Genomic DNA, 25,775 nt, shown 5'->3' on the forward strand with positions numbered 1-25,775 from the left:
GTCTCAAGCCCACGGCGCCCAAACCTACGGCAGTTGCGCCCCCAGGTCGCGTGCAGCCTGCAACACGTTTTTGACATAGCGTTCGTCATAGCGATGCGCGGGCATGGTCAGCGTCAGGGCAGCGGCCAGCTCCCCGCTGCGGCGAAAAACCGGGGCCGAGATGCCGGCGATCTCGCTATGCCTGTCGCCCACCAGGGCTTCGTAGCCATCGGCCCGCACACGCGCATAGTGGCTGCGATTCCTCTTCACCCAGTCGCTCAGCTCCGGATCGAAAGCGACCAGCACACGCCCGCCAGCTCCCTTATCCAGGGGGAGCAGATCGCCGGCACGCGCATGATCGCGTACCGGGTGCGGCGAATCCACGCGGTACAGACACAGGCGTTCACGCCCCTGGCGCACATGGTAGGCAGCGCTCTCGCCTGTGGCCTGAACCAGTGCGCGCAGCACCGGCATGACCAGCTTGTCCAGCGAGAAGCTCTGCTCGTAAACCGCATGCAGCCTAGCCACGGCCGAGCCCACCGCATAGCGCCCGTCATCCTGGCGCTGAACCCAGCCGCCATGCTCCAAAGAGGCCAGCAATCGCAGCACCGTGCTCTTGTAAAGGCGCGTGCGCTCGGCCAGCTCGGCCAGGCTCAGCGCGGCATCTCCATCCTGGAATGCACTCAGCACGCTGAGGGCGCGGTCCACTGCGGCCACACCGCCAGGCGCGGCATTCTCGTCGGCTACGGATTCATTCAGGGATTTACGCGGCATAAAAACTCCTGCCCCTCAGCTTGACAGGGCATCAGTACGCAAGGCAATATTTCAATAGAAAGAATTAAGTTCTATTAGATAGAACAACATTAAAGCATTGTGCCAGCTGCAATGCAAGTATGAAATCCAAGTGAGGCAACCATGTCATTCCCCCAGCGTTTCGATCTCCTGATCAGCGAAGTCGGCCCCCGCGACGGCCTGCAGTCGGTCTCGGCCACCATGAGCACGGCCCATAAATACGCCTGGATCGATGCTCTGGTGGCAGCGGGCGTGCAGGAGATCGAGGTCGGCTCCTTTGTCTCGCCCAAACTGCTGCCGCAGATGGCCGATGCCGCCGAGGTCGTGCGCCACGCCGTCACCCATCCCGGCGTCACCATCATGGCCCTGGTGCCCAATCTCAAGGGCGCCGAAGCCGCCATGCGCGCCGGCGCGCACAAGATCACGCTGCCCGTATCGGCCAGCCCCGCGCACTCCATGGCCAATGTGCGCAAGACTCCGGCGCAGATGGTGGAAGAAGTGCGTGCCATCGCCAGGCTGCGCGACGAAATGGTCCCAGCCGTACATATAGAAGCCGGCATCTCCACCGCCTTCGGCTGTACCTTGCAGGGCCTGGTGCCCGAGGACGAGGTGATTGCTCTGGCTGCAGCCTGTGTGGCCGCCGGCGCCGACGAATCGGGGCTGTCGGACACCACGGGCATGGCCAACCCGGCCCAGGTCAAGCGCCTGTTCACGCGCCTGCGCAGCGAACTCGGCGACAAGGCTGGCGCCGCACATATGCACAACACCCGAGGCCTGGGCCTGGCCAACTGCCTGGCCGCCTATGAGGCGGGCGTGCGCACTTTCGACGCCTCCCAGGCCGGACTGGGCGGCTGCCCCTATGCCCCCGGCGCCTCGGGCAATGTGGTGACCGAAGATCTGGTCTTCATGTTCGAAGCCATGGGGCTGCGCACCGGCATTGACATTGAACGATTGCTTGCAGCGCGAGAAACGCTGGCCGCCGGCCTGCCGGGCGAGGCACTCTACGGCATGCTGCCACCCGCAGGCCTGCCCAAGGGCTTTGTGCCTCAGCGCTACTGATCACACAGCGGCTCGCCCATGAGCCGAAGACAAGAAGAGATGAATATGCACGCCTCAACCGAAACCGCCGAGACTTCCTCCCCCCTGCCCTATAGCGGCATCCGCGTGGTGGAGTTCACCCATATGGTCATGGGCCCCAGCTGCGGCCTGATGCTGGCCGACCTGGGCGCCGAAGTCATCAAGGTCGAGCCCGTGGGCCACGGCCGCAATGGCGATGCCACGCGCAAGCTGCTGGGCTCGGGCTCGGGCTTTTTCCCGTTGTTCAACCGCAACAAGAAAAGCCTGACGCTGGATCTGCAGACCCCCGAAGGCAAGGAGGCCGCGCTCAAGCTGATCGCCACGGCCGATGTGGTGACCGAGAACTTCAAGCCCGGCACCATGAAGAAGCTGGGCCTGGACTATGAAAGTCTCAAGCAACAATTCCCACGCCTCATCTATGTGAGTCACAAGGGCTTTCTGCCCGGCCCCTACGAACACCGCACGGCCCTCGACGAGGTGGTGCAGATGATGGGCGGCCTGGCCTATATGACGGGCCGGCCCGGCGACCCGCTGCGCGCGGGCACCAGTGTCAACGACATCATGGGCGGCATGTTCGGTGCCATGGGAGCCATGGCCGCCCTGGCCCAGCGCGAGAAGACCGGCAAGGGCCAGGAAGTGCAGAGCGCTCTGTTCGAGAACAATGTGTTTCTGATCGCCCAGCACATGATGCAGTACGCGGTGACCGGCAAGCCTGCAGCACCCATGCCCGCACGCATTTCGGCCTGGGCGATCTACGACGTGTTCGAGGTCCAGGGCGGCGAGCAGATCTTTCTGGCCGTGGTCAGCGACGGAGCATGGCGCGAGTTCTGCAACGCCTTTGGCCTGGAGCAGCTGCGTGACGATCCGCACCTTGGCAGCAACAACGACCGCGTGCAGGCCCGCAGCTGGCTGATGCCGCTGCTGCGCGAAACCATGGCCGGCTACAGCGCCGCACATATCGCCAACGTCTTCGAGGACAAGGGCCTGCCGTTCGCGCCCATCGCCCGCCCGCACGATCTGCTCGAGGACCCGCACCTGAACGCCACCGGTGCGCTGGCACCCATCACCTTGCCCGACGGCCGCGACAGCAAGACCGTGCTGCTGCCGCTGACCCTGGACGGCAAGCATCTGCAGGTGCGCCTCTCGCCGCCCAAGCTCGGCGAGCACAGCCTGGAGATTCTGACAGCGCTGGGCTATAGCCAGGCCCAGGCCCAGGCGCTGGCACAGGGCCAGCCCGACTGAGCGGCCCTGCGGGGCCATCGCCCCGCACGACTCACCCACCCCAGAACAGGGCGCCCACGCGCGCCCTGCGGGGATTCTTTCGCCCCATTTCCATCATTCAGGAGACAAAACCATGCCGTACAGCCCCTCTTCCCGACACCCGAACCGCCGCCTGGCGATGGCAGCATGCGCGCTGACGGCCATGACGCTGGCCGCCGGCAGTGCTGCGGCCCAGCCCGGCGAATGGCCTGCCAAGTCGATCCGCATGGTCGTGCCCTTCACGCCTGGCGGCGGCACCGACACGGTGACGCGCCAGATCAGCGAACGCATGGCGACCGCGAATCGCTGGGTCATCGTGGTGGACAACAAGCCCGGCGCAGGCGGCAATATCGGCCTCGATGCCGTCGCCAAGGCGCCGGCCGACGGCTATACCTTCGGCATGGGGCAGACCGCCAATCTGGCCATCAATCCCTCGCTGCTGCCCAGCATGCCGTTCAACGCCAAGACCGATCTGCTTCCCGTGGCGCTGGTGGCCTCGCAGCCCGTGGTGCTGGTCGTGCCCACCGATTCGCCCTGGAAATCACTGCAGGATCTGATCGCCGCGGCCAAGGCCCAGCCTGGAGCCATCAAGCAAGGCCTGGCGTCCACGGGCACCGTCGGCCATCTGGCGGGGGAAATGCTTTCCTACAAGGCCAAGATCGATGTGCTCAACGTACCCTACAAAGGCGCCGCGCCGGCCGTGACCGACCTGCTGGGCAGGCAGACCCACTATATGTTCGGCACGCCTCAGGCGGTCTACCCCATGATCAAGGGCCAGCGCCTGCGCGCACTGGCCGTGACCTCGGCCAAGCGTCTTGCCATCCTGCCCCAGGTCCCCACCGTGGCCGAGTCCGGCTTTCCGGGCTTTGAAGCCGTGGACTGGAAGCTGATCGTGGCCCCCAGAAACACGCCCGCCGCGCTGGCGCAGAAGATCAACGCCGCAGTGAACACCGGCCTGCAGGACCCTGCCGTGCTCAAGCAGCTGCAATCCGAAGGCAGCACAGCCATGGGCGGCAGCCTTCAGGATGCCCAGGCCTATCTGCAAAAGGAGCAGGCCAGTTGGGCCGCGCTGATCCGCGATGCGAAGATCACGCTGGAATAGTCATCAAAAGCAGGAGCAGCTTGCGCAATAACCACCTATGTCTCAAATAGGTTCATGCCTATACACAATTCAGGTCAAGCGCAAGCAGCTACTATTTTTGCTTCATGCAGCGCAGCCCCTTAATGAACAGCACGGCCAGGCTCGCGCCCGCGGCATTGGCCAGCGCATCCAGCCACTCGGCTGACCGCGTGGTGGAGAAGCCGGCCTGCAGCAGCTCGATCACGCCGCCATAGCCGATACAGACCAGCACCACGGCCAGTGCTTGCCCGGCGGTCCAGCGCAAGCCCGTAGCATGCGCACGGGCCAGCCCCGCGCAGCAGAGCAAACCCGCCAGCACCGTATGCAGGCCGGCATGCACCAGCTTGTCCGTGTGCGCGAAGCCACTCAGAAACGGGAACAGCCTGAGAATCAGCCCACCGCTGCTGCCTGTCTCATTGAGGCAGCCCCAGAGCATGAACAAGGCCCAGCCCAGGCTGGCTGCCGCCAACAGCTTCCACAGAGGCACGGCGCCAGCCGGTTGCAGGAATGAATGCATGGCAGGGATATGAAAAAGCCCGAAGTGCAGGCACTCCGGGCTGATGTGCAAAAAGGCCGGGATCGCCCCGACCTTGCACAAGCCAAGGCTTATGCAGCCTTCCTTGCCGTTTTGGCCGCAGCCTTCACCGCAGGCTTTGCGACGGACTTGGCTGCCGCCTTTTTTGCCGGCTTTTTGGCGGGTGTCTTGGCAACTGTCGTGGCTCCGGGCGCCGCAGCCGTCTTCTTGGCAGCGGGCTTCTTCACCGCAGCAGTCTTCTTCGCTGCCACAGGCTTGGCGCTTTCCTCGGCCACGCAGTCCGCGTAGTAGCGGATTTCGCCGTTTTCGTCTTCCAGCTCGACCAGACCGTGGATATCGGTCTCGAAGCCCGGGCACTCCTTGGCGAATTCGCGCGCGAACACCAGGTAGTCCACGATCTTCTTGTTGAAGACTTCACCGGGGATCAGCAGCGGAATTCCGGGTGGGTAAGGCGTGACCAGACCCACGGTGGTGCGGCCGACCAGATGGTCGATTTCCACGCGCTCGGTCTTGCGCTGCGCGATATGCGCGTAGGCATCCGAGGGCTTCATCGTGGGCTTGAGATCCGACAGATACATCTCGGTCGTCAGGCGTGCGATGTCGTACTTGGCATACAGCTCGTGCACATGCTGGCACAGATCACGCAGGCCCATGCGCTCGTAGCGGCGGTGCTGCTGGCAGAACTCGGGCAGGATGCGCGCCAGCGGCTGATTGCGGTCGTAGTCGTCCTTGAACTGCTGCAGCGCAGTCAGCATGGTGTTCCAGCGGCCCTTGGTAATGCCGATGGTGAACATGATGAAGAAGGAATACAGGCCGGTCTTCTCGACCACCACGCCATGCTCGGCCAGGTACTTGGTGACGATGGACGCGGGAATGCCGGTGTCGGCAAAGTCGCCGTCCAGGTCCAGGCCGGGCGTGACGATCGTGGACTTGATCGGGTCCAGCATGTTGAAGCCGTCGGCCAGATCGCCAAAGCCGTGCCAGTTGTCGAACTCCTTGCCGTTCTTCTTGGAGCGGGTCTTGGTCGATGCGTCCGTGCCGCGGATGATCCAGTCCTGGGCCGTGCCCACGCCTTCCTCGGCCAGAGCTTCAGGCCCCCAGACCTCGAACCACCAGTCGTCGTCGCCGAACTCGTCCTCCACCTTGCGCATGGCACGGCGGAAGTCCAGCGCCTCGACAATCGACTCTTCCACCAGCGCCGTGCCGCCGGGCGGCTCCATCATGGCGGCAGCCACGTCGCAGCTGGCGATGATGCTGTACTGGGGGCTGGTCGAGGTGTGCATCAGATACGCCTCGTTGAACAGAGGGTGATCCAGCTTCTCGGTCTGGCTGTCCTGCACCAGCACATGCGAGGCCTGGCTGATGCCAGCGAGCAGCTTGTGGATGGACTGGGTGGCATAGACCACCGAGTGCATCGGGCGCTTGCGCTTCTTGCCCATGGCGTGATAGCTGCCATAGAAGGGATGGAAGGCAGCGTGGGGCAGCCAAGCTTCATCGAAGTGCAGATTGGCCACATAGCCGTCCAGCATGCCCTTGATGGTCTCGGTGTTGTAGAGCACGCCGTCGTAGGTGGACTGCGTCAGCGTCAGCACGCGGGGCTTGACGGCCTTGGCATCCACGCCCTTGAGCAGCGGGTTGGCGGCAATCTTGGCCTGAATCGACTCCACGCTGAATTCGCTTTGCGGAATCGGGCCGATGATGCCGAAGTGGTTGCGCGTGGGCTTGAGGAACACCGGAATCGCACCCGTCATGATGATGGAGTGCAGGATGGACTTGTGGCAGTTGCGATCCACCACCACCACATCGCCAGGTGCCACGGTGTGGTGCCAGACGATCTTGTTGGAGGTCGATGTGCCATTGGTCACAAAGTAGCAGTGATCGGCATTGAAGATGCGTGCCGCATTGCGCTCGGACTCGCCGATGGCGCCGTTGTGGTCCAGCAGCTGGCCCAGTTCCTCCACGGCATTGCAGACGTCTGCGCGCAGCATGTTCTCACCGTAGAACTGGTGATACATCTGGCCCACGGGGCTCTTCAGAAAGGCCACGCCACCCGAGTGACCGGGGCAGTGCCAGCTGTAGGAGCCGTCTTCGGCATAGTCCAGCAGCGCCTTGAAGAACGGGGGCTGCACGCTCTCCAGATAGCTCTTGGCTTCGCGGATGATGTGCTTGGCCACGAACTCGGGCGTGTCCTCGAACATGTGAATGAAGCCATGCAGCTCACGCAGGATGTCGTTGGGCAGGTGGCGGCTGGTCTTGGTCTCGCCGTAGATATAGATGGGCACCTCCTCATTCTTGCGGCGCACTTCACCAATGAAGTCGCGCAGGCTGTGAATGATGGGGTCCTTGTCGCCGCCGAGCTGGAATTCCTCGTCGTCGATCGACAAGATAAAGGCACTGGCCCGGCTTTGCTGCTGGGCGAACTGCGACAGATCGCCATAGCTGGTCACGCCCAGGACTTCAAAGCCCTCTTCTTCAATGGCTTGAGCCAGGGCGCGGATGCCCAGTCCCGAGGTGTTCTCGGAACGATAGTCCTCGTCGATGATGACGATGGGAAAGCGAAACTTCATGAACAGCCTCCGTACCAATCAGGCCTAAAAAACGAAACAGCCGCGAAGTGTAAGGAATATCCTTATTGCGGCTTTGAAACAGGCTGTTTTTAACCCAGAATGTGGTGCACTAAATACAGGCCTTAACAGGAGCTCAGGTATGGATCACTCCACCGCGTGGTGGTTGCTTGTCGGTTTGCTGGTCATTGCGGAGCTGTTGACCGGCACTTTCTATCTCCTCATGCTGGCTCTGGGTGCCATTGCCGGAGCGCTTTGCGCTCATTTCGGCCTGGGCACCAGCAGCCAGATCGTCGCTGCCGCCCTGCTGGGCTCCGGTGCCGTCCTCGTCTGCTATCTGCTGCGCAAGCGCAGCCCGCGCAGACAGCCCGCGTCCAGCAATCGCGATGTCAACCTGGATGTGGGCGAAACCGTGGTCATCGAACAGTGGAACACCGACGGCACGGCCCAGGTCCGCTATCGCGGCGCCACCTGGACTGTCATGGGACGCCAGGGCGCGCTGCCCATCCCGGGCCCGCATCGCGTGGCCGAAGTCATTGGCAACCGCCTGCTGGTTGACAAGATCTGATCATCGACCGTCCCCGGCATGGTTATGCTGGACGCCGGAGCGCTTCGCTCTCTTTCTTCACACCAACGCCCCACAAGGGCTGGAGACAATATGGATTACGCAGTCCCTCTCGCCATCGCCATCATTGCCGTCATCTTCATCGTCCGCTCGATCAAGGTGGTTCCCCAGCAGCATGCATGGGTCAAGGAGCGTCTGGGCAAATACGCAGGCACGCTCACACCCGGCCTGAACTTTCTGATCCCGTTCGTGGACCGCATCGCCTACAAGCACAGTCTCAAGGAAATTCCCCTGGACGTGCCCAGCCAGGTCTGCATCACGCGCGACAACACGCAACTGACCGTGGACGGCATTCTCTACTTCCAGGTTACCGACCCCATGCGCGCCAGCTATGGCTCATCCAACTACATCATGGCCGTGACCCAGCTCGCCCAGACCTCGCTGCGCAGCGTGATCGGCAAGCTGGAGCTGGACAAGACCTTTGAAGAGCGCGACATGATCAACGCCCAGGTCGTCAATGCCATCGACGAGGCCGCGCTGAACTGGGGCGTTAAGGTGCTGCGCTACGAAATCAAGGACCTGACACCGCCCGCTGAAATCCTGCGTGCCATGCAGGCCCAGATCACGGCAGAACGCGAAAAGCGTGCCTTGATCGCAGCTTCCGAAGGTCGACGCCAGGAACAGATCAACATCGCCACCGGCGAGCGCGAAGCTTTCATCGCCCGCTCCGAAGGCGAGAAGCAAGCCGCCATCAACAAGGCGCAAGGTGAAGCTGCCGCCATCACCACCGTGGCCGAAGCCACCGGACAGGCGCTGGAGCGCGTGGCCACGGCCATTCGCCAGCCCGGTGGCGAGCAGGCCGTTCAGCTCAAAGTGGCTGAGAGCGCCGTGGAGGCTTACAGCAAGGTGGCAGCGGACTCCAACACCACCCTGGTCATTCCTGCGAACATGACGGAAGTCTCCGGCCTGATTGCCTCTGCCATGAAGATGGTTCAGGTGGGCAAGAGCGCCTGAGCCTGCTCGCTTCAGGCTGCGTGCAGAAAAGAACTTTCTGCACTTTCATTTTGAGGTCGAAATTTCTGGTTAGAATAGCGGCTTCATCACACGGAGCGGTGGATGAGTGGTTTAAGTCGCACGCCTGGAAAGCGTGTGTGGGTTAATAGCCCACCGCGGGTTCGAATCCCGCCTGCTCCGCCAGATTTTAAAATCAAGTCGACCACACTTGGTTTTTTACTTCAGCAATGAAGTATTTTTGGAATCGCTGTGGAGCGGTGGATGAGTGGTTTAAGTCGCACGCCTGGAAAGCGTGTGTGGGTTAATAGCCCACCGCGGGTTCGAATCCCGCCTGCTCCGCCAAATGACAAAAGGCCTTGAAGAAATTCAAGGCCTTTTTTCTTTTTGGCGTATTCGACCGTGAATGCGATTTGAATTCACTGTACGGCAATAGCCTCTTGCATATCCTGCCCGGCACCGGCCGATGCCAGGGGCCCGAATCGTAAAAGTCGAGCCCGGCCATTTTCGGGCCGGCCTGAAAAAACGCAGCGCACGATCTGCCTGCCAGCAATGCCCCGAGCACCGGACTGCGTCCCGGGCTCTCGCGCCCGCATTGGCGGGCTTTCACGGGCCAGGGCATCTGCAGGCCGGATCCAGGGTTCGCCTTGAACCAGGCGCTCAGAACCTGCCGCGCAGCGTCAGCATCACATTGCGCGGCTCGCCATAGTAGTTGGAGCCATAAGCCGCCCAGACACGCTGGTAATACACCTTGTCAAAGACATTGTTGACGGTCAGCGTTGTATCCAGATTTTTGTTGAAGCGATAGCCGATCTGCAATGCAGCCGTAGTCACCGGACCCTGAGAGAACTTCACGTCACCATTGAGGCGGTACATCCGGCTGACGCTGCGCAGACCACCACCCACACTGAAGCCTTCCAGAGGCCCCGAACCGAACTGGTATCGTGTCCACAGGTTGAAGCTGTGGCGCGGAGCGATGAAGGTATAGAGCTGAGCCTTCTCGTCCGGTGTTCCTTCCAGCGTTTTGGTCTGTGTGTACGCGTATCCGACAGCAAGATTCCAGCCCGGAGCAATGCGTCCGTTGATTTCTGCCTCCACACCCTGACTGCGCATCTTGCCTGCGGCGAGGGAGAACAGCGGATTGGCCGGATCGGTCATTGCACGATTGCTGTCTTCCATGCGGAAAACAGCCGCACGGGCATTGAGCTGTTTGTTCAGCCACTCGCCCTTCAGGCCTGCCTCGTACTGCTGACCCACTCGTGGGCGCAATGTCATGCCCTCAGCGTCGCTGGCAGTCTGTGGCGCGAAAATGCGGGTGTAGCTTGCATAGGCAGACAACTGCTCGCTCAGGTCGAACACGACTCCCGCATACGGAGTGAACTTGCCGCTGATGCGCGTATCGGTTTCGGAGAACTGGTTGAAGTAGGCGTTGCGGTTCAGGGCATGGTTGTCCCACCAGGTCATGCGCCCTCCCATGCTGAGCAACACGCCGCTGGCCGGGCGCAGATTGATTCGTCCATAGAGCCCGTACTGCTCGGTTCGGTTGTCGTTGCCGTTGGAGAAGCTGTAATTCGCAGGCTTGGGAACGTTGTTGTCGGGATCGAAGATATTGATGGGAGCACCGTCTCCGCCACCGTATTTGAAGCTCTTGTGCACCTTGCGATAGTCTGCTCCCAGCGTCAGCTCATTATTGGAGGAGCCCAGCGCGGCAAACGGCGTGGTGATGAAGCCGTCCAGACCATGCGTCTTCCAGTGGCTGCGGTAAGCCCAGCTGATGAGGCAGCTGTCGCCGGTAGCAGGGTCGGCCGCGCAGTCCGACCAGCCGAACAGGCGAGAGGGTTCATCCTGCTCCCGGTAGGTCGCATTGAGCTTGATCTGCCCGCCATTGTCCAGGCGATGCTGAAATTCTGCGAAGTACTCGGTGCTGCGTTCAGTGATGTGATTCCAGATGGGATCCAGATAGCTGGAGCGCGGAATATCCAGCAAGCGGCCATCCGGATAGGCAGGCAGGCCGAAGGCGGGACGCCCCTTGTATTGCTGATGGCTGGCTCCGGCGGTAAGCGTGCTCGAGGGAGTAAGGTCGGCTTCCAGCACGCCGTAGATCAACGGCTTCCTGGAGTACACATGATCCACAAAAGAGCCGTGATCCTGATAGGCGGTGACAAGACGCCCGCGTATGCGTCCATCACTGCTCAGAGGCCCGCTCATGTCCGCCTCGGCGTAATAGCGATTCCAAGAGCCGGCCGATAGTTGCGTGCTGAACTCCCGCTGCGCCTTGGGGCGCTTGCGCACAAGATTGATGGAGCCGCCAGGGTCGCCGGCCCCCTGGAACAGTCCTGCAGGGCCGCGCAGAACCTCAATACGGTCATACATGGCCATGCCGAATCCGCTGGAAAGATCATTGCCGGTGCTCGCAGGAGTGTTGACACCGTCGATCTGCACGGTATCTACCGCGTAGCCGCGCAGGTAGAAATTTCCATGATTGCCCCCTGTGCTGCCTGGCTCCACAGTGACGCCAGGCACTGTGCGCATGGCGTCATCGAGACTCTGGATATTCTGGTCCTCGAGCATCTGGCGCGTCACCACCGACACCGACTGCGGAATTTCTCGCAGACTCTGTGCACTCTTGCCGATCGTGACGAGCTGTGCAGCATAGGAACCCGTGCCTTCCGAGAAGGTCGATGCTTCGGCCGCAGCAGTCACCAGCACTTCCGCCAGACTGGGGGCTGCACCCGCCGCCACAGGGGCCTGAGTGCTTTTGCGCAGAATGAAAATACCGGGCTGGGTTTGCGCGACCTCAAGCCCGGTACCACGCAGCAGCTGCGCAAAGCCCTCAGCGACTGCAAATCTGCCATTCAAACCAGCCGTCTGGAGCTCCCCGGTCAGCGCAGAGTCCGCGGATAGCGTCACTCCCGACTCCCCTGCAAAGCGCGCCAGCGCCTGGCTCAATAGTCCCCTGGGGAGGCTGTACTCTCTCGCTTGCGGGCTGCTGGCGGAGCCCTGACTCGACTGGGCTTGGACGCTGCCGGCACCTGCCATCCCGAGCAGCAGGATCAGCGCAGCTTGAACTGCGTTCTGTTTGAGGCTCAGGCTCCCGACGGACACAGAGGAGGATGGGGGCACTGAAATTTGCCCGGAAATATGCTGCGCCAAGACCATGGAGTAACCCTTTTTGAAAAAGCCGATAAATGTGTTGCCTTTCTTGTATGACCGGCGTCCTGGCAAAAAGGGGACATGGAAGGTGAAGAAATCGAGCGTTTCAGCGCGACACGATAGTCACCCAGTAACGCGAGCGCTGCAAGATTCTGATGGGCAGGGAAGCAGCCAGCGCCGCCAGCGCCTGATCCGTATCGCGCAGTTGAAAGGCTCCGCTCACAGGCAGCGCAGCAACAGCCGGATCGCATCGCACGATGCCCGGGCGATAGCGCGAAAGCTCGGCAGCAAAAATCCCCAGCGGTGTCTTTTCCGCATAGAGCACCCCGTGAGTCCAGCCATCGGAGGCCAGGCCGGCTGCTTCGGGTACGCCAACATTCCCCGCGCTCATCTGTGCCTGCTTTCCCGCATCGATGCGCACGCTTGTGTCGTCGTTGACGGGACTCAACTCCACCGCTCCTTGTTGAACCGCAATGAGACAGCTGTGTTCCGTTCGCGCAAAGGGCGGAGCGATGCGCACGGTAAAACGCGTCCCCAATGCCCGGACCGTTCCTTGCGCTGTCTGAACCAGAAAAGGCCGCAGCGCGGCATCGGCAGCGGTCTGCACCCAGATGGCGCCCGCGCGCAGGATCAGGCGACGCTCCGATGATGTGAACGCCATGTCGACGGCGCTGCCGGTATCCAGCTGGATTCTGCTGCCGTCGGCCAGCGTCGATTCACGGCTCTCGCCCGTGTCGGTACGCATGTCCGCCGACCATTCATGCCAGGGCGCAAGACGCCAGACCCCATAGCCGAGCGGCCCCGCCACAATCGCTGTCGCCAGCAGCCGCACGACGGCACGCCGCTGCGAGCGATTCGCCTCGCGCAGCGCCGCAGCGCTCAGGCCACCCAGCGTATTGCCTGCTTCGGCACTGTTGCCGGCCCGGGTTGCATTCAGTTTGCCAAGAACCAGTTCAGCGCGTTGCCAGGCCATTTCATGACTCGGATCCGAGTTGCGCCAGCGCATGAGTTCGGCATGCACTGTCATGTCGGCATCGCCGGCATGCAGCCGCACAAGCCACTGTGCAGCCTGCCGTGCTGCGCTCGGATCGATATCCAGAGCCGAAGGAGGTACAACGACCATGACTCAAATCACCAGCAAAATGCACTGCTCGAATGCCTGGGCCATATAGCGCTTGACGGTACGAGACGTGACTCCCAAGCGCTCTGCCACCTGTGCATAGCTCAGACCATCGAGTTGGGATAGTAGAAACGCCTCGCGCACCTTGGGTGGCAAGCCGTTGAGCATGGCATCGACCTGATGCAATGACTCCAGCACCAGCAACTGCTGCTCGGGCGAAGGCGCCAGAGGCTCCGGCAACTGGGCCATCGCGTCCAGCCATGCCTTCTCCAGCGACAGCCGCTGCACATGATTGATGAGCAGATTGCGCGCCACCGTGGTCAGATAGGCACGCGGTTCGCGCAACACCAGCGCGCGCTGCTCCGCCTGGGCAGCCAGCACTCTCACAAAGGTATCTTGCGCAAGATCCGCGGCATGATCAGCCCCGCCGAGCTTGCGCCTCAGCCAGCCCAAAAGCCAGGGGTGATGCTCTCCATAAATCTTGGCCACGTCGGTCAAGGAGCGGAATGGGTATGACAAGATACGATGCGTTACTCATTTTTGATAATGAGAATTATTATCGATCAAAGTCAAAAATGAAATAGATGTGGTTTTTGGGGCATTGTGGCTCGGCCTGTGCTTCGCCCGCCGACTATCCCCTCATCGCCAACAAATTCACCAGCACCCTGCAAACCGCACGGCTTTCGACGACCGGCTCGGTTCCTTGATTTCAGAGGCCAAGCAAGACTCGGCCCATCCGTCCAATCTGGCTGAGTCTCATGAGCGTTGGAGCGGCTTCATAGGCCACACCAATGCTCCTCTCATGCAGCGAACGGGTTGGGCGCACTCAACCTTGGGCTCCAGGACTGGCCTGCCAGCCACCACCCAAGGCCTTGAACAGCGTGGCCAGGGCCATCTGCCGCTGCGCGCTGACCTCGATCAGTGCCATCTGCTGCGCATAGTCCGTGCGCTGAGCATCCAGATAGCGCAGATGACTGTCCACCCCCGCGCGATAGCGCAGCTCGGCAAGCTTGAGCGTATTCGCGCTGGTCTGCACCAGGCGCTGGCGCGCAAGCTCCTCGCGCCTCAGCGTCTCCACGGAGGCCAGTGCATCACTGACTTCACGAAACGCCGTCTGAATGCTGCGCTCGTAGCTGGCAACCGCCATGTCCTTGCGTAGCTGCGCGATTTCCAGATTGGCGCGGTTGCGCCCGCCATCAAAAATCGGCAGGCTGAGCTGCGGCATGAAGGACCAGGAGCGCTGGCCGCCGGCAAACAGATCGCCAAGCTCGGCACTGGCCGAGCCGTAGGAGCCCGTGAGCGAAATGCGTGGAAAGAATGCAGCCCGCGCAGCGCCAATGCTTGCATTGCGCGCGCGCAGCTGATATTCGGCGGCGCGGATATCGGGGCGCAGCACCAGCAGATCTGAGGGCAGACCCGGGCCTATCTCCTGCACCAGGGGCGTGGCGCTCAGATCTGCTGCCGGCTGGACCCTGCCATCACCCACCAGCCAGTCCAGAGCATTGCCGGCCTGGCGCAGCTCGCGCTCGAAGCGCTCGACTTCGGCGCGCGCCTGCTCGAGCTGGCCTTGAGCCTCCTGCTCGTCAAGGCGGCTGGCCATGCCGGTCTTGCGACGCTCGCTCATCAGCTGCAATTCCTTCTCGCGCGCCTGCAGGGTGCGCAGCGCCAGGGCCTGGCGCTGCCGCGCGCTGTCCTGCGCCAGCGAAGCCTGGATCACTTCGGCAACCAGACTGATCTGCACGCTGCGCGCGGCCTCTTCGGTGGCCAGGTATTCCATCAGCGCAGCCTCGGACAGCGAGCTCACGCGGCCGAAGAGATCAAGCTCGAAAGCCATCAGCCCGGCGCCTGCCTGATAGTTGCTCTGCACCCTGGCCGCTCCTGTGCCGCTCAGGTCGGCAGGCAGGCGCTGGCGGTTACCACTGGCTTGCGCTTCCAGACCGGGCAGTTGGTCCGCACGCTGCACGCGATAGGCCGCTCGTGCTGTCTGCACATTGAGCAGCGTCTGGCGCAGATCGCGGTTGTTGGCCAGCGCCGTTTCGATACGCGAGCGCAGGCGCTCATCGATCACGAAATCCTTCCAGTGCAAGCTCTGCATCGATGCAGCCGAGGCCGATGATGCCGCGCTCCAGTTGCCGGGAATGGGCGCAGCAGGTCTTTCATAGGTCGGTGCAAAAGAGCAGCCGGCAAGCATCGCGGCAATCAGCGTCAGCGTCGCGGTACGCATGGTGTTTCGCCCGTTCATACGGGTTCTCCTTCGGAGTCTGTGTTTTTTTCCTCCGGCACTGCGGGGCGCTTGCGCCGCAGCGAGAGCACGAAGACAAAGAAGATGGGCACGAACAGCACGCCCAGCAATGTGGCGCTGAGCATGCCGCCGATCACGCCTACACCGATGGCGGCCTGGCTGGAGGCCCCCGCCCCGGTGGCCAGCGCCAGCGGCACCACCCCGAGGATGAAGGCCAGCGAAGTCATCACGATGGGGCGGAAGCGCAAACGGGCTGCCTGCAATGCCGCCTCCGCCAGCGAATGGCCGCGCTCGTGCAGGTCCTTGGCGAACTCCACGATCAGGATGGCGTTCTTGGCCGCCAGGCCGATGATGGTGATCAGGCCGACCTTGAAGTACACGTCGTTCGAGAGACCCAGCGCCGAGGTGGCCAGCACCGAGCCCAGCGCCCCTATGGGCACGATCAGCATCACGGCTGCGGGAATGCTCCAGCTTTCGTACAGGGCCACGAGCAGCAGGAACACCACCACGATGGCCAGTGCGAACAGCTTGGGAGCCTGTGCGCCAGCAGCCTTTTCCTGATAGGACAGTGCCGTCCACTCGTAACCTATGCCGCGCGGCATCTCGCCCAGAATGCGTTCGAGCTCGGCCATGGCCTCACCCGTGGTGTGGCCGGGCTTGGCATCGCCCGCGATACGGAAGGCCGGATAGCCGTTGTAGCGCGAGATCTGCACCGGCCCCTGCTCCCACTCCACGCTGGCAAACGAGGCCAGCGGCACCTGCTCGCCCTGGGCATTGGGCACATACAGCCGCAGCAGGGCCTCGGGCGTCATGCGTGCTGTCGTGTCGGCCTGCACCACCACGCGCTGCAGGCGCCCCGCATTCGGAAACTCGTTGATCACGGCCGAGCCATAGGCCGTGGACAGCACGGCACTGATGCTCGCGAAGCTCACGCCCTGGGCCTGGGCCTTGCGCCGGTCTATGTCCAGGCGCAGCTGCGGCGCGTCTTCGAGGTTCTCCATCATTGCGTAGGCGATCACCGGCGAGGCATTGGCCTTCTTCAGCAGCTCGTCGCGCGCGGCAACCAGGGCCTCACGGCCCAGATTGGCGCGGTCCTGCAGACGCAGCGCAAAGCCACCGGAATTGCCCAGGCCGTCGATGGGTGGCGGGTCCACCGCCATGGCCGCACCGTCGGACAAGCTGCCGAAGCGCTGATTGAAGGCCTGGACCTCGTCCCACGACGCCTGGCCCTTGCCGCGCAAGGACCAGTCCTTGAGCGTGACGAAGGCCATGGCCGCGTTCTGCCCCATGCCCGAGAAGCTGTAGCCCATCAGGAACTCGGCCTGGGCCGTCGCGGGGCGGCTTTGCACATAGGCTTCCATGTCGCGCACCACGGCCTCGGTACGTGCTTCGGTTGCACCAGGAGGCAGTTGCACGCTGACGATGTAGTAGCCCATGTCTTCATAAGGCACAAAGGACTCGGGCATGCGCGTATAGGCAAAGCCCAGCCCGCCCACGATGGCCGCATAGATCAGCATATAGCGGCCTGTGCGCCTGACCAGACGCTGGTTGAGCAGCGAAAAGCGCTCGGTCAGCTTGGCAAAGTGGCGGTTGAACCAGCCGAAGAGGCCTTTTTTCTCCTTGTGGTGATCCTCGGCAACAGGCTTGAGCAGCGTGGCGCACAGTGCCGGCGTGAATGTCAGCGCCAGCAGGCCCGAAAACAGGATGGAGACCGCCAGCGACAGCGAGAACTGGCGGTAGATCACGCCCACCGAGCCGCTCATGAAGGCCAGAGGCAGGAACACGGCCACCAGCACCAGCGTGATGCCGACGATGGCCCCCGAGACCTGCTGCATGGCGCGTACGGTGGCGGCCAGCGGCGAAAGCCCCTCCTCGGCCATGAGACGCTCCACGTTCTCCACCACCACGATGGCATCGTCGACCAGAATGCCGATGGCCAGCACCATGCCGAACATGGTCATCATATTGACCGAGAAGCCCAGCGCATACATCACCGCCAGGGTACCGGCCAGACACACCGGGACCACGATGGTGGGAATCAGCGTATAGCGCAGGTTCTGCAGAAACAGCCACATCACCAGGAACACCAGCACCACGGCCTCGACCAGGGTCTGGATCACCTTGCCGATGGCGACTTCGACAAAGCGCGAGGTGTCGTAGGGCACTGCGTACTGAATATCGTCGGGGAAGTTCTGCGACAGCTCGGCTAGCCTCGCCTTGACCGCCTTGGCGGTCTGCATAGCATTGGCACCAGGTGCCAGTTGCACGGCGGCCGCCACTCCTTTGTGGCCGTCCTCGCGCGAGGCAAAGCTGTAGTCGAGCTGGCCGACTTCGAGACGCGCCACATCGGCCAGGTGCACGGCCGAGCCATCGGCCCTGGCCTGCAACACGATCTGACCGAACTCCTCGGGCGAACTCAGCGTTCCCTTGACGGCAATCGTGGCGCTGAGTTCCTGCTCTGACGATCCGGGCTGGCTGCCGAAGCTGCCCGCCGGCACCTGGGCATTCTGCGCGGCAATGGCCGCATTCACGTCGGCCACCGACAGGCCGTAGCCCAGCAGCTTCTGCGGATCGACCCAGACCCGCATGGCGACATCGGCGCCGAAGTACTGCACCTTGCCCACACCGGGCACGCGGCGGATCTCGTTGTTGATGTTGCGCACCGCATAGTCGGAGAGGCGGACCTCGTTCTTGCCGCTGTCGTCACCCTTGTAGGTCAGCGAATAGATCAGCAGGAAGTTGGCGCTGGCCTGCTCTACCTGCAGACCCATCTGCATCACCGATGCGGGCAGTCTGGCCTCGGCCTTCTTGATGCGGTTCTGCACCTCGACCTGGGCCAGTGCGGGATCGGTGCCCGGCGCGAAGGTGGCCGTGATCTCGGCCAGGCCCGTGGCACCGCTGGAAGAGTCGAAGTACAACAGCCCCTTGGTGCCGTTGAGCTCCTCCTCGATGACGCTGGTCACCGACTCCATCACCGTGGTGGCTGACGCCCCCGGATAGGTTGCAGAGATGGAGATCTGCGGCGGCGCCACGTTGGGAAACTGCGCCACGGGCAAAGCCGGGATCGCCAGCAGGCCGGCCAGCAGGATGAAGATCGCAACCACCCAGGCCAGCTTGGGGCGATCAATAAAAAACCGGGACATTGTCTATCCTTGAATAAGGCTTGTCTTCTTGGCATTCAGCGCTTGCAGGACCAGCGCATAGTGCTCATTTCTTTTCCGTGACTTCCGCATCTTTGACAGCGTCAGCGAGATTTGCAGCGGCAGCTCTGATCTGCACCTTGGTGCCGGGCATGGCTGCCGCAAGGCCTCCGACCAACACCCTGGCGTTTTCCTTGAGGCCCTCGGTGATATGCCAGTCGGAGCCGTACATGGCACCGGTGCTCACCTTCTGGGATTGCACAATGTCGTTCTCGTCGAGCACCAGCACATGGGCCAGTCCGTCGGCGCCGCGCTGCACCGCACGCTGAGGCACGAGAATGGCCGCAGGATCCTCGCCCAGGCCCATGGTCACGCGCACATACATGCCGGGCAGCAGCAAGCCATCCTTGTTGGGGAATTCACCGCGCAGTGCAAGCTGGCCGGTGCCGCGATCCACCGTCACATCCGAAAACAGCATGCGTCCCTGGCGCTTATCGTCCAGGCCGTCCGCCACCAGCGTCACTGGAGCACTCTTCTGCGACTGCTCTCCCTGCTGCTGTGAACGCAAGCGCGTGGCCAGCGCTGCGGTCTGGCGGAAATCGGCATAAATGGGGTCAAGCTGCTGTATCACTGCCATCGGTGTGGCCTCCCCCTGGCCGACCAGGGCACCTTCCGTCACCAAGGCACGGCCGATGCGGCCCGCAATCGGGGCCCTCACCGTCGCATAGTCCAGGTTCAGGCGTGCCGCCTCGACTTCGGCCTGGGCCGATTGACGCATGGCCAAGGCGCTGTGCAGCGCGGCCTTGGCGCTGTCGAAATCCTGGCGACTCACAGCCTCCTGTTCCACCAGCGGCTCGTAACGACGCACCACGGACTGAGCATCAGAGAGCGCGGCCTCGGCTCGCGCCAATTCGCCCCGGGCCCGCGACAGCGCCGCGCGCAGCGGTGCCGGGTCGATGTTGAACAGCACCTCTCCGGCCTTCACATCGGCACCCTCTTTGAAGTTGCGGCTCAGCACGATACCTGGCACCCGCGCGCGCACCTCCGCCACACGTACGGGCTCGATGCGCCCGGGCAGCTCAGCGCTGAGGCTCAGCGCCCTGGGCTTGACGGTCACCACATCCACCAGCGGCAATTCCTGAGGCGGTCCGCCCGCTTCCGACTTGATGCAGCCGGCCAACATCATTGCGGCTGCCAATGCGGCCAGGGCCGACCAGGCACGCACATTCTGGCTTTTCTTCTTCATGGCTTTTGAGTCTTGTCAAATCTTGAAAGAAGCGCATGATGCATGAAAATATTTTTTGAATCAAATTTGATTCACTAAGACCTATATTGATTCATGGCATTTTGATACCAAGTAAAGTTGCTATCCCAAGCTTTTAGGCCCGCCACTTGAATCAAAATAGGTTCATCCGTATCCGCCCCAACCGGAGCCACGAATGACGACCGCCCCCCACGACAACACAGCAATCCTCCCCCCACTGGCCCTGGCCCTGGTCAACCACCCGCGCGCCACGCTGCAAGAACTGGCCAAGGCCATAGGCATCAGCAAGGCCACGCTCTATCGCTTCTGCCCCACGCGCGATCTGCTGATCAAGCGCCTGCTGGAGCAAAGCCTGCGCACGCTGGACGATGCGCTGGACGAAGCCCGCATCGAGGAAGGCCCGGTGCTCGATGCCCTCAAGCGCCTCAATGCCAAGCATCTTGAACACCGCGAATTCACGCTGTTCCTGACCTATTACTGGAATGAAGTCGAAAAACCCATGGAAGAAAATGCGATCTGGGAACCCAAGGTCGACGCTTTTTTCCTGCGCGGCCAACAGGAAGGCGTGTTCCGCATCGATTTCAGCGCCGCAACGCTGACCGAGCTGTGGCTGGGAACCGTGATCGCGCTCATCGATGGAGAGCGCCGCGGTCGCATCCCGCGCGCCCCGCTGGCACAGCTTGCCGAGCAGGCGTTTTTGCAGGGAGTCATGCGCCAGGATGGGACGGCGACAGCCTGACAGAATCGACCCCGACTGCAGCCTTACCGGCCATGCCGGCCTCCAGCTGCACCATGGTCATGCCGTTCCCCTGCAACGCGAGTTCGCGTACCTTCACACTCGTTTTCACAACCAGAGAGTAGCCTTGTCATGATCAGTCACCTCGACCACCTGGTTCTCACCACGGCCAACGAAGCCCAATGCATACGCTTTTACACCGAAGTCCTGGGCATGCGGCTGGAATCCTTCATCGGCGGCACCCCGGCCGTGGAGCGCAAGGCCTTTGTGTTCGGCCGGCAGAAGATCAATCTGCATGTGAAAGGGCACGAGTTCGAGCCCAAGGCCCACACGCCTGTGCCCGGTGCCCTTGATCTGTGCTTTCTGGCCTCGGTGCCGCTGGACGAGATTATCGCGCGTCTGCAGCAGTTGTCGGTTCCCGTCGCCGAAGGCCCTGTGATGCGCACCGGTGCCACATCGAAGATCCGCTCCATCTATGTGCGTGACCCCGACCTGAACCTGATCGAGATCTCGGAGCCGGCCTAGTCGTGCTCGCGCTGGCAAGCCGGGGCCTCTGAAAACGGCCCCCGCTTGTCAGCTCAGAGCTGTGCCAAAGCCTTTTTTGCCGGTGCATGGCCTTGCTCTGCGGCGCGCAGCAACCACTCACGAGCCTGCTTGGCATTCTTCTTCACACCCAGACCGTCCCGGTACAAAGTTCCCAGCGCGTACTGGGCCGGGGCATCCTGCTGCTCGGCGGCAAGCCGATACCACTTGAGCGCCTGAGCCAGGCTCTTGCCCACACCCTCGCCGTTTTCGTACAAGGTGCCCAGGTTGTACTGGGCCTTGGCATAGCCTTGATTGGCTGCCATGGTGAACCACTTGGCGGCCTCCGTGTAGTTGGGTTGCGCAAAGCCCTTGCCCAGATATTGAAAGACACCGACGTTGTACTGGGCCAGAACATTGCCCTTGAGAGCCGAGTTCAGGTTCTCCATGTATTCCATGGACTGCGCAAACTCTGCGGACTTTGGCGACGAAGCGGAGAGCTGCTCCAGCCGCTGCGCCGCCGCTGCATGCTGGTACTTCAGCGCCTGGGTGTAATAGGCAATCGCTTCTTTTTCGTTGCGATACTCGCCCTCTCCCTGCTCGAACAGACGGCCCAGTTCATAGTAAGCCTCGCCCGAGCCGCGGATGGCGACAGCGTGCAGCAGCAGCACGGCCCGCTTGTAGTCGGGGGCCACACCCTGGCCTTCGAAGCAAATCTTTCCCAGCAGCAATTGGGCTTTCTGCACGCCTTTGTCTGCCAGCGGGGTCAGCCATTTCGCAGCTTCCGCATGGTTCTTCTCTACGCCTTCGCCAAGGTAGTACATCTCGGCCACCGTGAACTGCGCGAGCACATCGGCTTGCTGGGCCGCCATCAGATACCAGCGAAACGAGGCCTGCAAATCCTGGGCAAGCAACTCGCCTTTGCGGTAGACAAAGCCCAGGCTATTTTGTGCCGTTGCAGAGCCTTGTTGCGCGGCGCGCTCCAGCCATGCGACACCTGTTGCGGCATCCTTCTGAACCGCTTCGCCTTTTAGATAAATAGTTCCCAGCAGGTTCTGCGCATCGAGATTTCCGGCGTTTGCAGCCTGATGAATGTGTGTCAGCCCTGCCTCAGGATCTTTTTTCACACCCTCGGCACCCAGCACATAGACCAGACCCAGCAGATACTGGGACGGCGCATGATTGTGCTCTGCGGCCAGACGCAGCCAGCGCAAGGCATCGTCGGCATTCTTTTCCACGCCCTTGCCGTAAAGATAGGCTTTTCCCAACTCGTACTGTGCCGCGACATCTCCTGTCTTCGCGGCATTGACCATTTCGCTGGGCTGAGCCTGCGCACAACCCCAAACTGACAGCCAAGCCGACAGAACCAAAGCACCAGACCATCGCGCAAGCATTGCTTCCCCTGTTCACAGAAAAAAATGGGAGTATATAGAAGCAATACCTTGTCCATAAAGCGTTGGCAGCTATCAAAACCATACTGACCCGCCTCAGCACGGAAATGACTGCCGACGAGGCTCTCCCTAGACTGTAGTCACAGAGCCGCTATACGCCCGCGAAGTCTCTCTTGTCTCGGGACAGCATTGCTGCTCGAGGCTCTCCCAGGCCAGGCAACACAGAGATCTGCCCGGTCAAACTCCGCCGGGGTGCAATTTGCGTCGCATGTTCGCGATATTGCAAACAGTGCGAAAAGCCAGGCCCGGACCTTGCGCCTTTGCGGGCAGGCATCTCTGCGGATCAGCCAGCCATGGGCGTACAAAGCTCCACCACGCAGCCGTCGGGGCAACGCAGATAAGACACCATCTGACCCCAGGGCTTGGCCGTCGGAGCGGCCATCTCGATGGCGCCGGCGCTCAGCGCGCTCCGATGAGCCTGCTCGACATCCTCCGTGACCAGCGCGATTTCAAATCCCAATGGCTTCGCAGAGCTGTGCGCTTCGACATGGCCTCCAGGAAAATTCAACGCGCCCAGCTCATGGGCGGCAAATGCCAGCGTGGTCTGCCCTGTCTCGAGCTCGCCATAGGTTCCGGACTCATGCAGAAAACGCTGTTGTATGCCGAATGCCCGGCTAAAGAATTCCAGCGATGCCGAGACATCCGGGACGTAGATGATTGTGTAACCCAATTTCATGAAGGCATCCTCTCAAAACCCAACCGAACTTGAACGGCCGCATCTTTACCGCTCAAGACCATTGACTGCATCATCCTACTCAGCAAAAACGGCAAAGGCCTTGAAACGCTTCAAGGCCTTCCGGGGAACGGTCAGATTCAAGCTTTCATCTATAGCCCCATGCCCAGAATCGAGTTATCGGCATGCAGCTCGCTACCACTCATGACGCTGGACTCGTCGCTGGCCAGGAACAGCACCAGTTGCGCGATGCGCTCGGGCATATAGGCGCGGCCGGCGCGGTTGAGTTTGGGGTCATGCAAGATCATTTCCTTGCTCACGCCCTTTGGCAGCGAAGCCTGCATCATGGGCGTATAAATGCCATCGGGATGAATGGAATTGACGCGAATCGCATAGCCTTGCTTGCGACAGTTCAGCGCAGCGGCGCGCGTCAGCGCGGACACTGCAGCCTTGCTGGCGCTGTAGCCGGCATATTGCTCCACGGGCAGCCAGCTGGATACCGAAGCCATATTGATGATGGAGCCACCGGCCTGCTTCATCGCCGCAATGCCCTGCTGGCAACCGATGAAGACCGACTCGGTGTTGATCTTGAGCAGGCGGCTGAAATCCTCCAGACGCCCTGTTTCCATATCACCAGGCAGCAGGATGCCGGCATTGTTGACCAGCACATCGAGCCGGCCAAGACGTTGCTGCACCGCCGCCATCACAAGCGTCCAGTCCGTCTCGCTGCTCACGTCATGGCGGACGAACATGGAGCCTTCGCCCAATTCAGCCGCCAGTTGCTGCCCCGCCGTTTCATTGATATCGCTGAATGCGACCTTGGCGCCTTCACCAAGAAGCAACTTGACCACCTCCAGACCCACACCACTGGCACCACCAGTGACCAGCGCCACCTTGCCCTGCAAACGATTTGTCATCGACGTCTCCTCTTGTTTTTCCAAGCCCTGAGCAGGGCATTGCTACTGCCACATAAAAAAGGAGGCGTAAGCGCCTCCTGACTTGAATGGCAAAAGCCCGCAGCCACAAAAACTACGCCACAAGCTGTTTGCCGGATTCATTTTTTAGTTGCCTGCGTTACGTGCTGCTTCGGGCGTAAACATGGCTGCAGTCATATTGCCCTTGTTCAAGACGGGACCCTGGGGGCGCTCCTGGAACAGGTTGTAGGCCACATAGCCGCCAGAGTTCAGGTCGTGATAGAAGCTGGTGCCAGCATGCCAGATCCGGGCGTCGAAGGCGTAGTAATGATTGACCACCGCCTGCAGCCACAGCTGGCCGCGTGCATCGTAGTAATCGCTCATCAGTGCCTGGCCGGTATCTTCGTCGAGGAACAGCACGCGCTTGCCGAACATGTGGCGGTAACCATCCTTGAGCGAAGCCTCCAGCACCCAGACCCGGCGCAGCTCGTAGCGCATGTAGTCGGGGTTTTCATGACCGGGTTTGAGCAGATCGGCATACTTCACGTTGCTGCCGTGAATCTTGTAGGCATTGGCCGGCACATAGACTTCCTTCTTGCCCAGCGACTTCCAGTTGTAGCGCTCGGGCGAGCCGTTGAACAGGCGATCGGAGTCAATCGTCAGCTTGCCACCGGTGCCCGACAATGGCTGGTCAAAACCGTACTCGGGAATCTGGCGCACACGACGTGTGCCGGGGTCATAGCTCCAGCCCAGGCGCTTTTCCTTGCCAAATTCAACCGGCTCGGACACCACGCTGACGCCGCCTTTCTCGCGCTCGGGCAACTTGACGGCATTCATGCCCTGGGACATGGGACTGCCCAGTGGCTGCCCTGCGTTGGCCGGGTCGTTGATCTGACTGAAAGCGCGATTGTCGGCACGACCCCAGACGATGCTGCCATCGGCCAACACATTGGCGTTGTCACGCAGCGTGTGTTCGGTGAAAGCCCGCGAAGGCAGCAGATTGTTGAAGGCCAGTTCAAGTCCATTTCTAGGGAACGGGAAGGGCAGCGCCCCCTTGACCGCACCCGTTGTGCCCTGACCGTCTGCGTTCATCACCGCATCCTGGGCATTCTTTCTGGCCGCCGCGCAGACGGCATCCGAGAAGCGAAAGTCACGGTGGCCCTGATAGACCGGAATACGATAGGTCTTGGGGTATTTGGCAAACATGGCCTTCTGCCCCTCGCTCAGACGCTCGCCATACTGCGCCAGGCTCTCAGCCGTGATGGTGAGCAACGGCTTTTCACCGACATAGGGGTCCACCGGGTGCTGGCCTGCATGCGGGTTGTATTGAATGCCGGGCGGCGTACCCAGCCATTTGCCCGTGAACTCGGGCACACCACTGGCTGTACCCGCTTTTTCTCCTCCCGTGCAGGTCAGGGACTTGCCCAGCCTGGTCAGCTCATCGGGCGTCGCCTTGGCCCAAGCCCCCCCCACAAACAATACACCTGCAGCCAAGACCGCCAGCAAACGGGGGCCCTCTCCTAACTTCATGCCTAGTCTCCTTGGATGCATCCGCCATGCATCTACCTGTCATTGAACTTCTCTTATCGTTCTTCTTCCTTGCCCACTCGCGATTCCGAAGCAACGGAATCATTGTTCGACCGTTGGCAAGCGCAAG

The 25,775-nt window shown here is 61.7% G+C and carries 20 protein-coding genes and 2 tRNA genes; 9 read left to right on the top strand and 13 right to left on the bottom strand.

Annotated features, from left to right (window positions below; translation table 11 throughout):
- Nucleotides 1-24: 24 nt before the first annotated feature.
- A complete protein-coding gene (locus FSY45_RS02340; protein WP_148747902.1) occupies nt 25-753 on the bottom strand; it encodes an IclR family transcriptional regulator in 729 nt (242 codons plus the stop codon).
- 141 nt (nt 754-894) lie between these two features.
- Between FSY45_RS02340 and FSY45_RS02345 the strand changes: the two genes are divergently transcribed.
- From FSY45_RS02345 to FSY45_RS02355, 3 genes are all read left to right on the top strand, one after another.
- Complete coding sequence (locus tag FSY45_RS02345; protein WP_057092069.1) at nt 895-1,830, top strand: hydroxymethylglutaryl-CoA lyase; 936 nt, start codon at nt 895-897, stop codon at nt 1,828-1,830.
- 45 nt (nt 1,831-1,875) lie between these two features.
- A complete protein-coding gene (locus FSY45_RS02350) occupies nt 1,876-3,090 on the top strand; it encodes a CaiB/BaiF CoA-transferase family protein (RefSeq protein WP_179626029.1) in 1,215 nt (404 codons plus the stop codon).
- 157 nt (nt 3,091-3,247) lie between these two features.
- Nucleotides 3,248-4,210, top strand: coding sequence for a tripartite tricarboxylate transporter substrate binding protein (locus tag FSY45_RS02355; protein ID WP_223305641.1), 963 nt, complete (start codon nt 3,248-3,250; stop codon nt 4,208-4,210).
- Between the two features lie 91 nt (nt 4,211-4,301).
- Here FSY45_RS02355 and FSY45_RS02360 read toward each other — a convergent pair whose 3' ends face one another.
- Together FSY45_RS02360 and FSY45_RS02365 are read right to left on the bottom strand one after the other, a co-directional pair.
- Nucleotides 4,302-4,745 carry a VanZ family protein gene (locus FSY45_RS02360; RefSeq protein WP_046460761.1) on the bottom strand — a complete coding sequence of 148 codons (444 nt, stop codon included), beginning with the start codon at nt 4,743-4,745 and terminating at the stop codon, nt 4,302-4,304.
- Between the two features lie 89 nt (nt 4,746-4,834).
- Entirely contained in the window at nt 4,835-7,330 is a 2,496-nt protein-coding gene (locus FSY45_RS02365; RefSeq protein ID WP_046460760.1) for an arginine/lysine/ornithine decarboxylase, read from the bottom strand.
- A 139-nt stretch (nt 7,331-7,469) separates the two neighbouring features.
- Here FSY45_RS02365 and FSY45_RS02370 point away from each other — a divergent pair, with 139 nt between their 5' ends.
- From FSY45_RS02370 to FSY45_RS02385, 4 genes are all read left to right on the top strand, one after another.
- Nucleotides 7,470-7,895: an NfeD family protein gene (locus FSY45_RS02370; RefSeq protein WP_003063189.1), complete on the top strand. Its 426-nt coding sequence runs from the start codon at nt 7,470-7,472 to the stop codon at nt 7,893-7,895.
- 90 nt (nt 7,896-7,985) lie between these two features.
- Complete coding sequence (locus tag FSY45_RS02375; protein ID WP_003063190.1) at nt 7,986-8,906, top strand: SPFH domain-containing protein; 921 nt, start codon at nt 7,986-7,988, stop codon at nt 8,904-8,906.
- 92 nt (nt 8,907-8,998) lie between these two features.
- A tRNA-Ser gene (locus tag FSY45_RS02380) sits at nt 8,999-9,089 on the top strand.
- Nucleotides 9,090-9,157: 68 nt separating this feature from the next.
- A tRNA-Ser gene (locus FSY45_RS02385) sits at nt 9,158-9,248 on the top strand.
- 315 nt (nt 9,249-9,563) lie between these two features.
- Here FSY45_RS02385 and FSY45_RS02390 read toward each other — a convergent pair.
- From FSY45_RS02390 to FSY45_RS02415, 6 genes are all read right to left on the bottom strand, one after another.
- The gene (locus tag FSY45_RS02390) at nt 9,564-11,813 is read right to left on the bottom strand and encodes a TonB-dependent siderophore receptor (RefSeq protein WP_223305637.1); all 2,250 of its coding nucleotides are present in this window, start codon (nt 11,811-11,813) and stop codon (nt 9,564-9,566) included.
- Between the two features lie 349 nt (nt 11,814-12,162).
- Nucleotides 12,163-13,179, bottom strand: coding sequence for a FecR domain-containing protein (locus tag FSY45_RS02395; protein ID WP_046460758.1), 1,017 nt, complete (start codon nt 13,177-13,179; stop codon nt 12,163-12,165).
- A gap of 3 nt (nt 13,180-13,182) precedes the next feature.
- Nucleotides 13,183-13,674, bottom strand: a complete 492-nt coding sequence (locus FSY45_RS02400; RefSeq protein WP_012837896.1) for a sigma-70 family RNA polymerase sigma factor — start codon at nt 13,672-13,674, stop codon at nt 13,183-13,185.
- Nucleotides 13,675-14,002: 328 nt separating this feature from the next.
- Complete coding sequence (locus tag FSY45_RS02405; protein ID WP_046460756.1) at nt 14,003-15,418, bottom strand: efflux transporter outer membrane subunit; 1,416 nt, start codon at nt 15,416-15,418, stop codon at nt 14,003-14,005.
- Nucleotides 15,415-18,561 (bottom strand): efflux RND transporter permease subunit, encoded by a 3,147-nt coding sequence (locus FSY45_RS02410; RefSeq protein WP_046460755.1) that lies wholly within the window; start codon nt 18,559-18,561, stop codon nt 15,415-15,417. The genes FSY45_RS02405 and FSY45_RS02410 overlap by 4 nt, the downstream gene beginning before the upstream one ends.
- Before the next feature lie 64 nt (nt 18,562-18,625).
- Nucleotides 18,626-19,804, bottom strand: coding sequence for an efflux RND transporter periplasmic adaptor subunit (locus FSY45_RS02415; RefSeq protein WP_046460754.1), 1,179 nt, complete (start codon nt 19,802-19,804; stop codon nt 18,626-18,628).
- A gap of 193 nt (nt 19,805-19,997) precedes the next feature.
- Here FSY45_RS02415 and FSY45_RS02420 point away from each other — a divergent pair, with 193 nt between their 5' ends.
- Both FSY45_RS02420 and FSY45_RS02425 read left to right on the top strand, forming a co-directional pair.
- The gene (locus FSY45_RS02420; protein ID WP_046460753.1) at nt 19,998-20,561 is read left to right on the top strand and encodes a TetR/AcrR family transcriptional regulator; all 564 of its coding nucleotides are present in this window, start codon (nt 19,998-20,000) and stop codon (nt 20,559-20,561) included.
- A 129-nt stretch (nt 20,562-20,690) separates the two neighbouring features.
- Nucleotides 20,691-21,083, top strand: a complete 393-nt coding sequence (locus FSY45_RS02425) for a VOC family protein (protein ID WP_046460752.1) — start codon at nt 20,691-20,693, stop codon at nt 21,081-21,083.
- A gap of 53 nt (nt 21,084-21,136) precedes the next feature.
- On the opposite strand, the gene FSY45_RS02430 is transcribed toward FSY45_RS02425, so the two are convergent.
- From FSY45_RS02430 to FSY45_RS02445, 4 genes are all read right to left on the bottom strand, one after another.
- Complete coding sequence (locus FSY45_RS02430; protein WP_223305636.1) at nt 21,137-22,393, bottom strand: tetratricopeptide repeat protein; 1,257 nt, start codon at nt 22,391-22,393, stop codon at nt 21,137-21,139.
- Between the two features lie 421 nt (nt 22,394-22,814).
- The gene (locus FSY45_RS02435; RefSeq protein ID WP_003063209.1) at nt 22,815-23,207 is read right to left on the bottom strand and encodes a VOC family protein; all 393 of its coding nucleotides are present in this window, start codon (nt 23,205-23,207) and stop codon (nt 22,815-22,817) included.
- A gap of 149 nt (nt 23,208-23,356) precedes the next feature.
- Complete coding sequence (locus FSY45_RS02440; RefSeq protein ID WP_003063214.1) at nt 23,357-24,121, bottom strand: SDR family oxidoreductase; 765 nt, start codon at nt 24,119-24,121, stop codon at nt 23,357-23,359.
- 144 nt (nt 24,122-24,265) lie between these two features.
- Nucleotides 24,266-25,648 carry a DUF1329 domain-containing protein gene (locus tag FSY45_RS02445; protein WP_046460750.1) on the bottom strand — a complete coding sequence of 461 codons (1,383 nt, stop codon included), beginning with the start codon at nt 25,646-25,648 and terminating at the stop codon, nt 24,266-24,268.
- Between the last annotated feature and the right edge of the window lie 127 nt (nt 25,649-25,775).

The sequence above is a fragment of the Comamonas sp. Z1 genome, from assembly GCF_008121555.1.
GTDB lineage: Bacteria > Pseudomonadota > Gammaproteobacteria > Burkholderiales > Burkholderiaceae_C > Comamonas > Comamonas thiooxydans.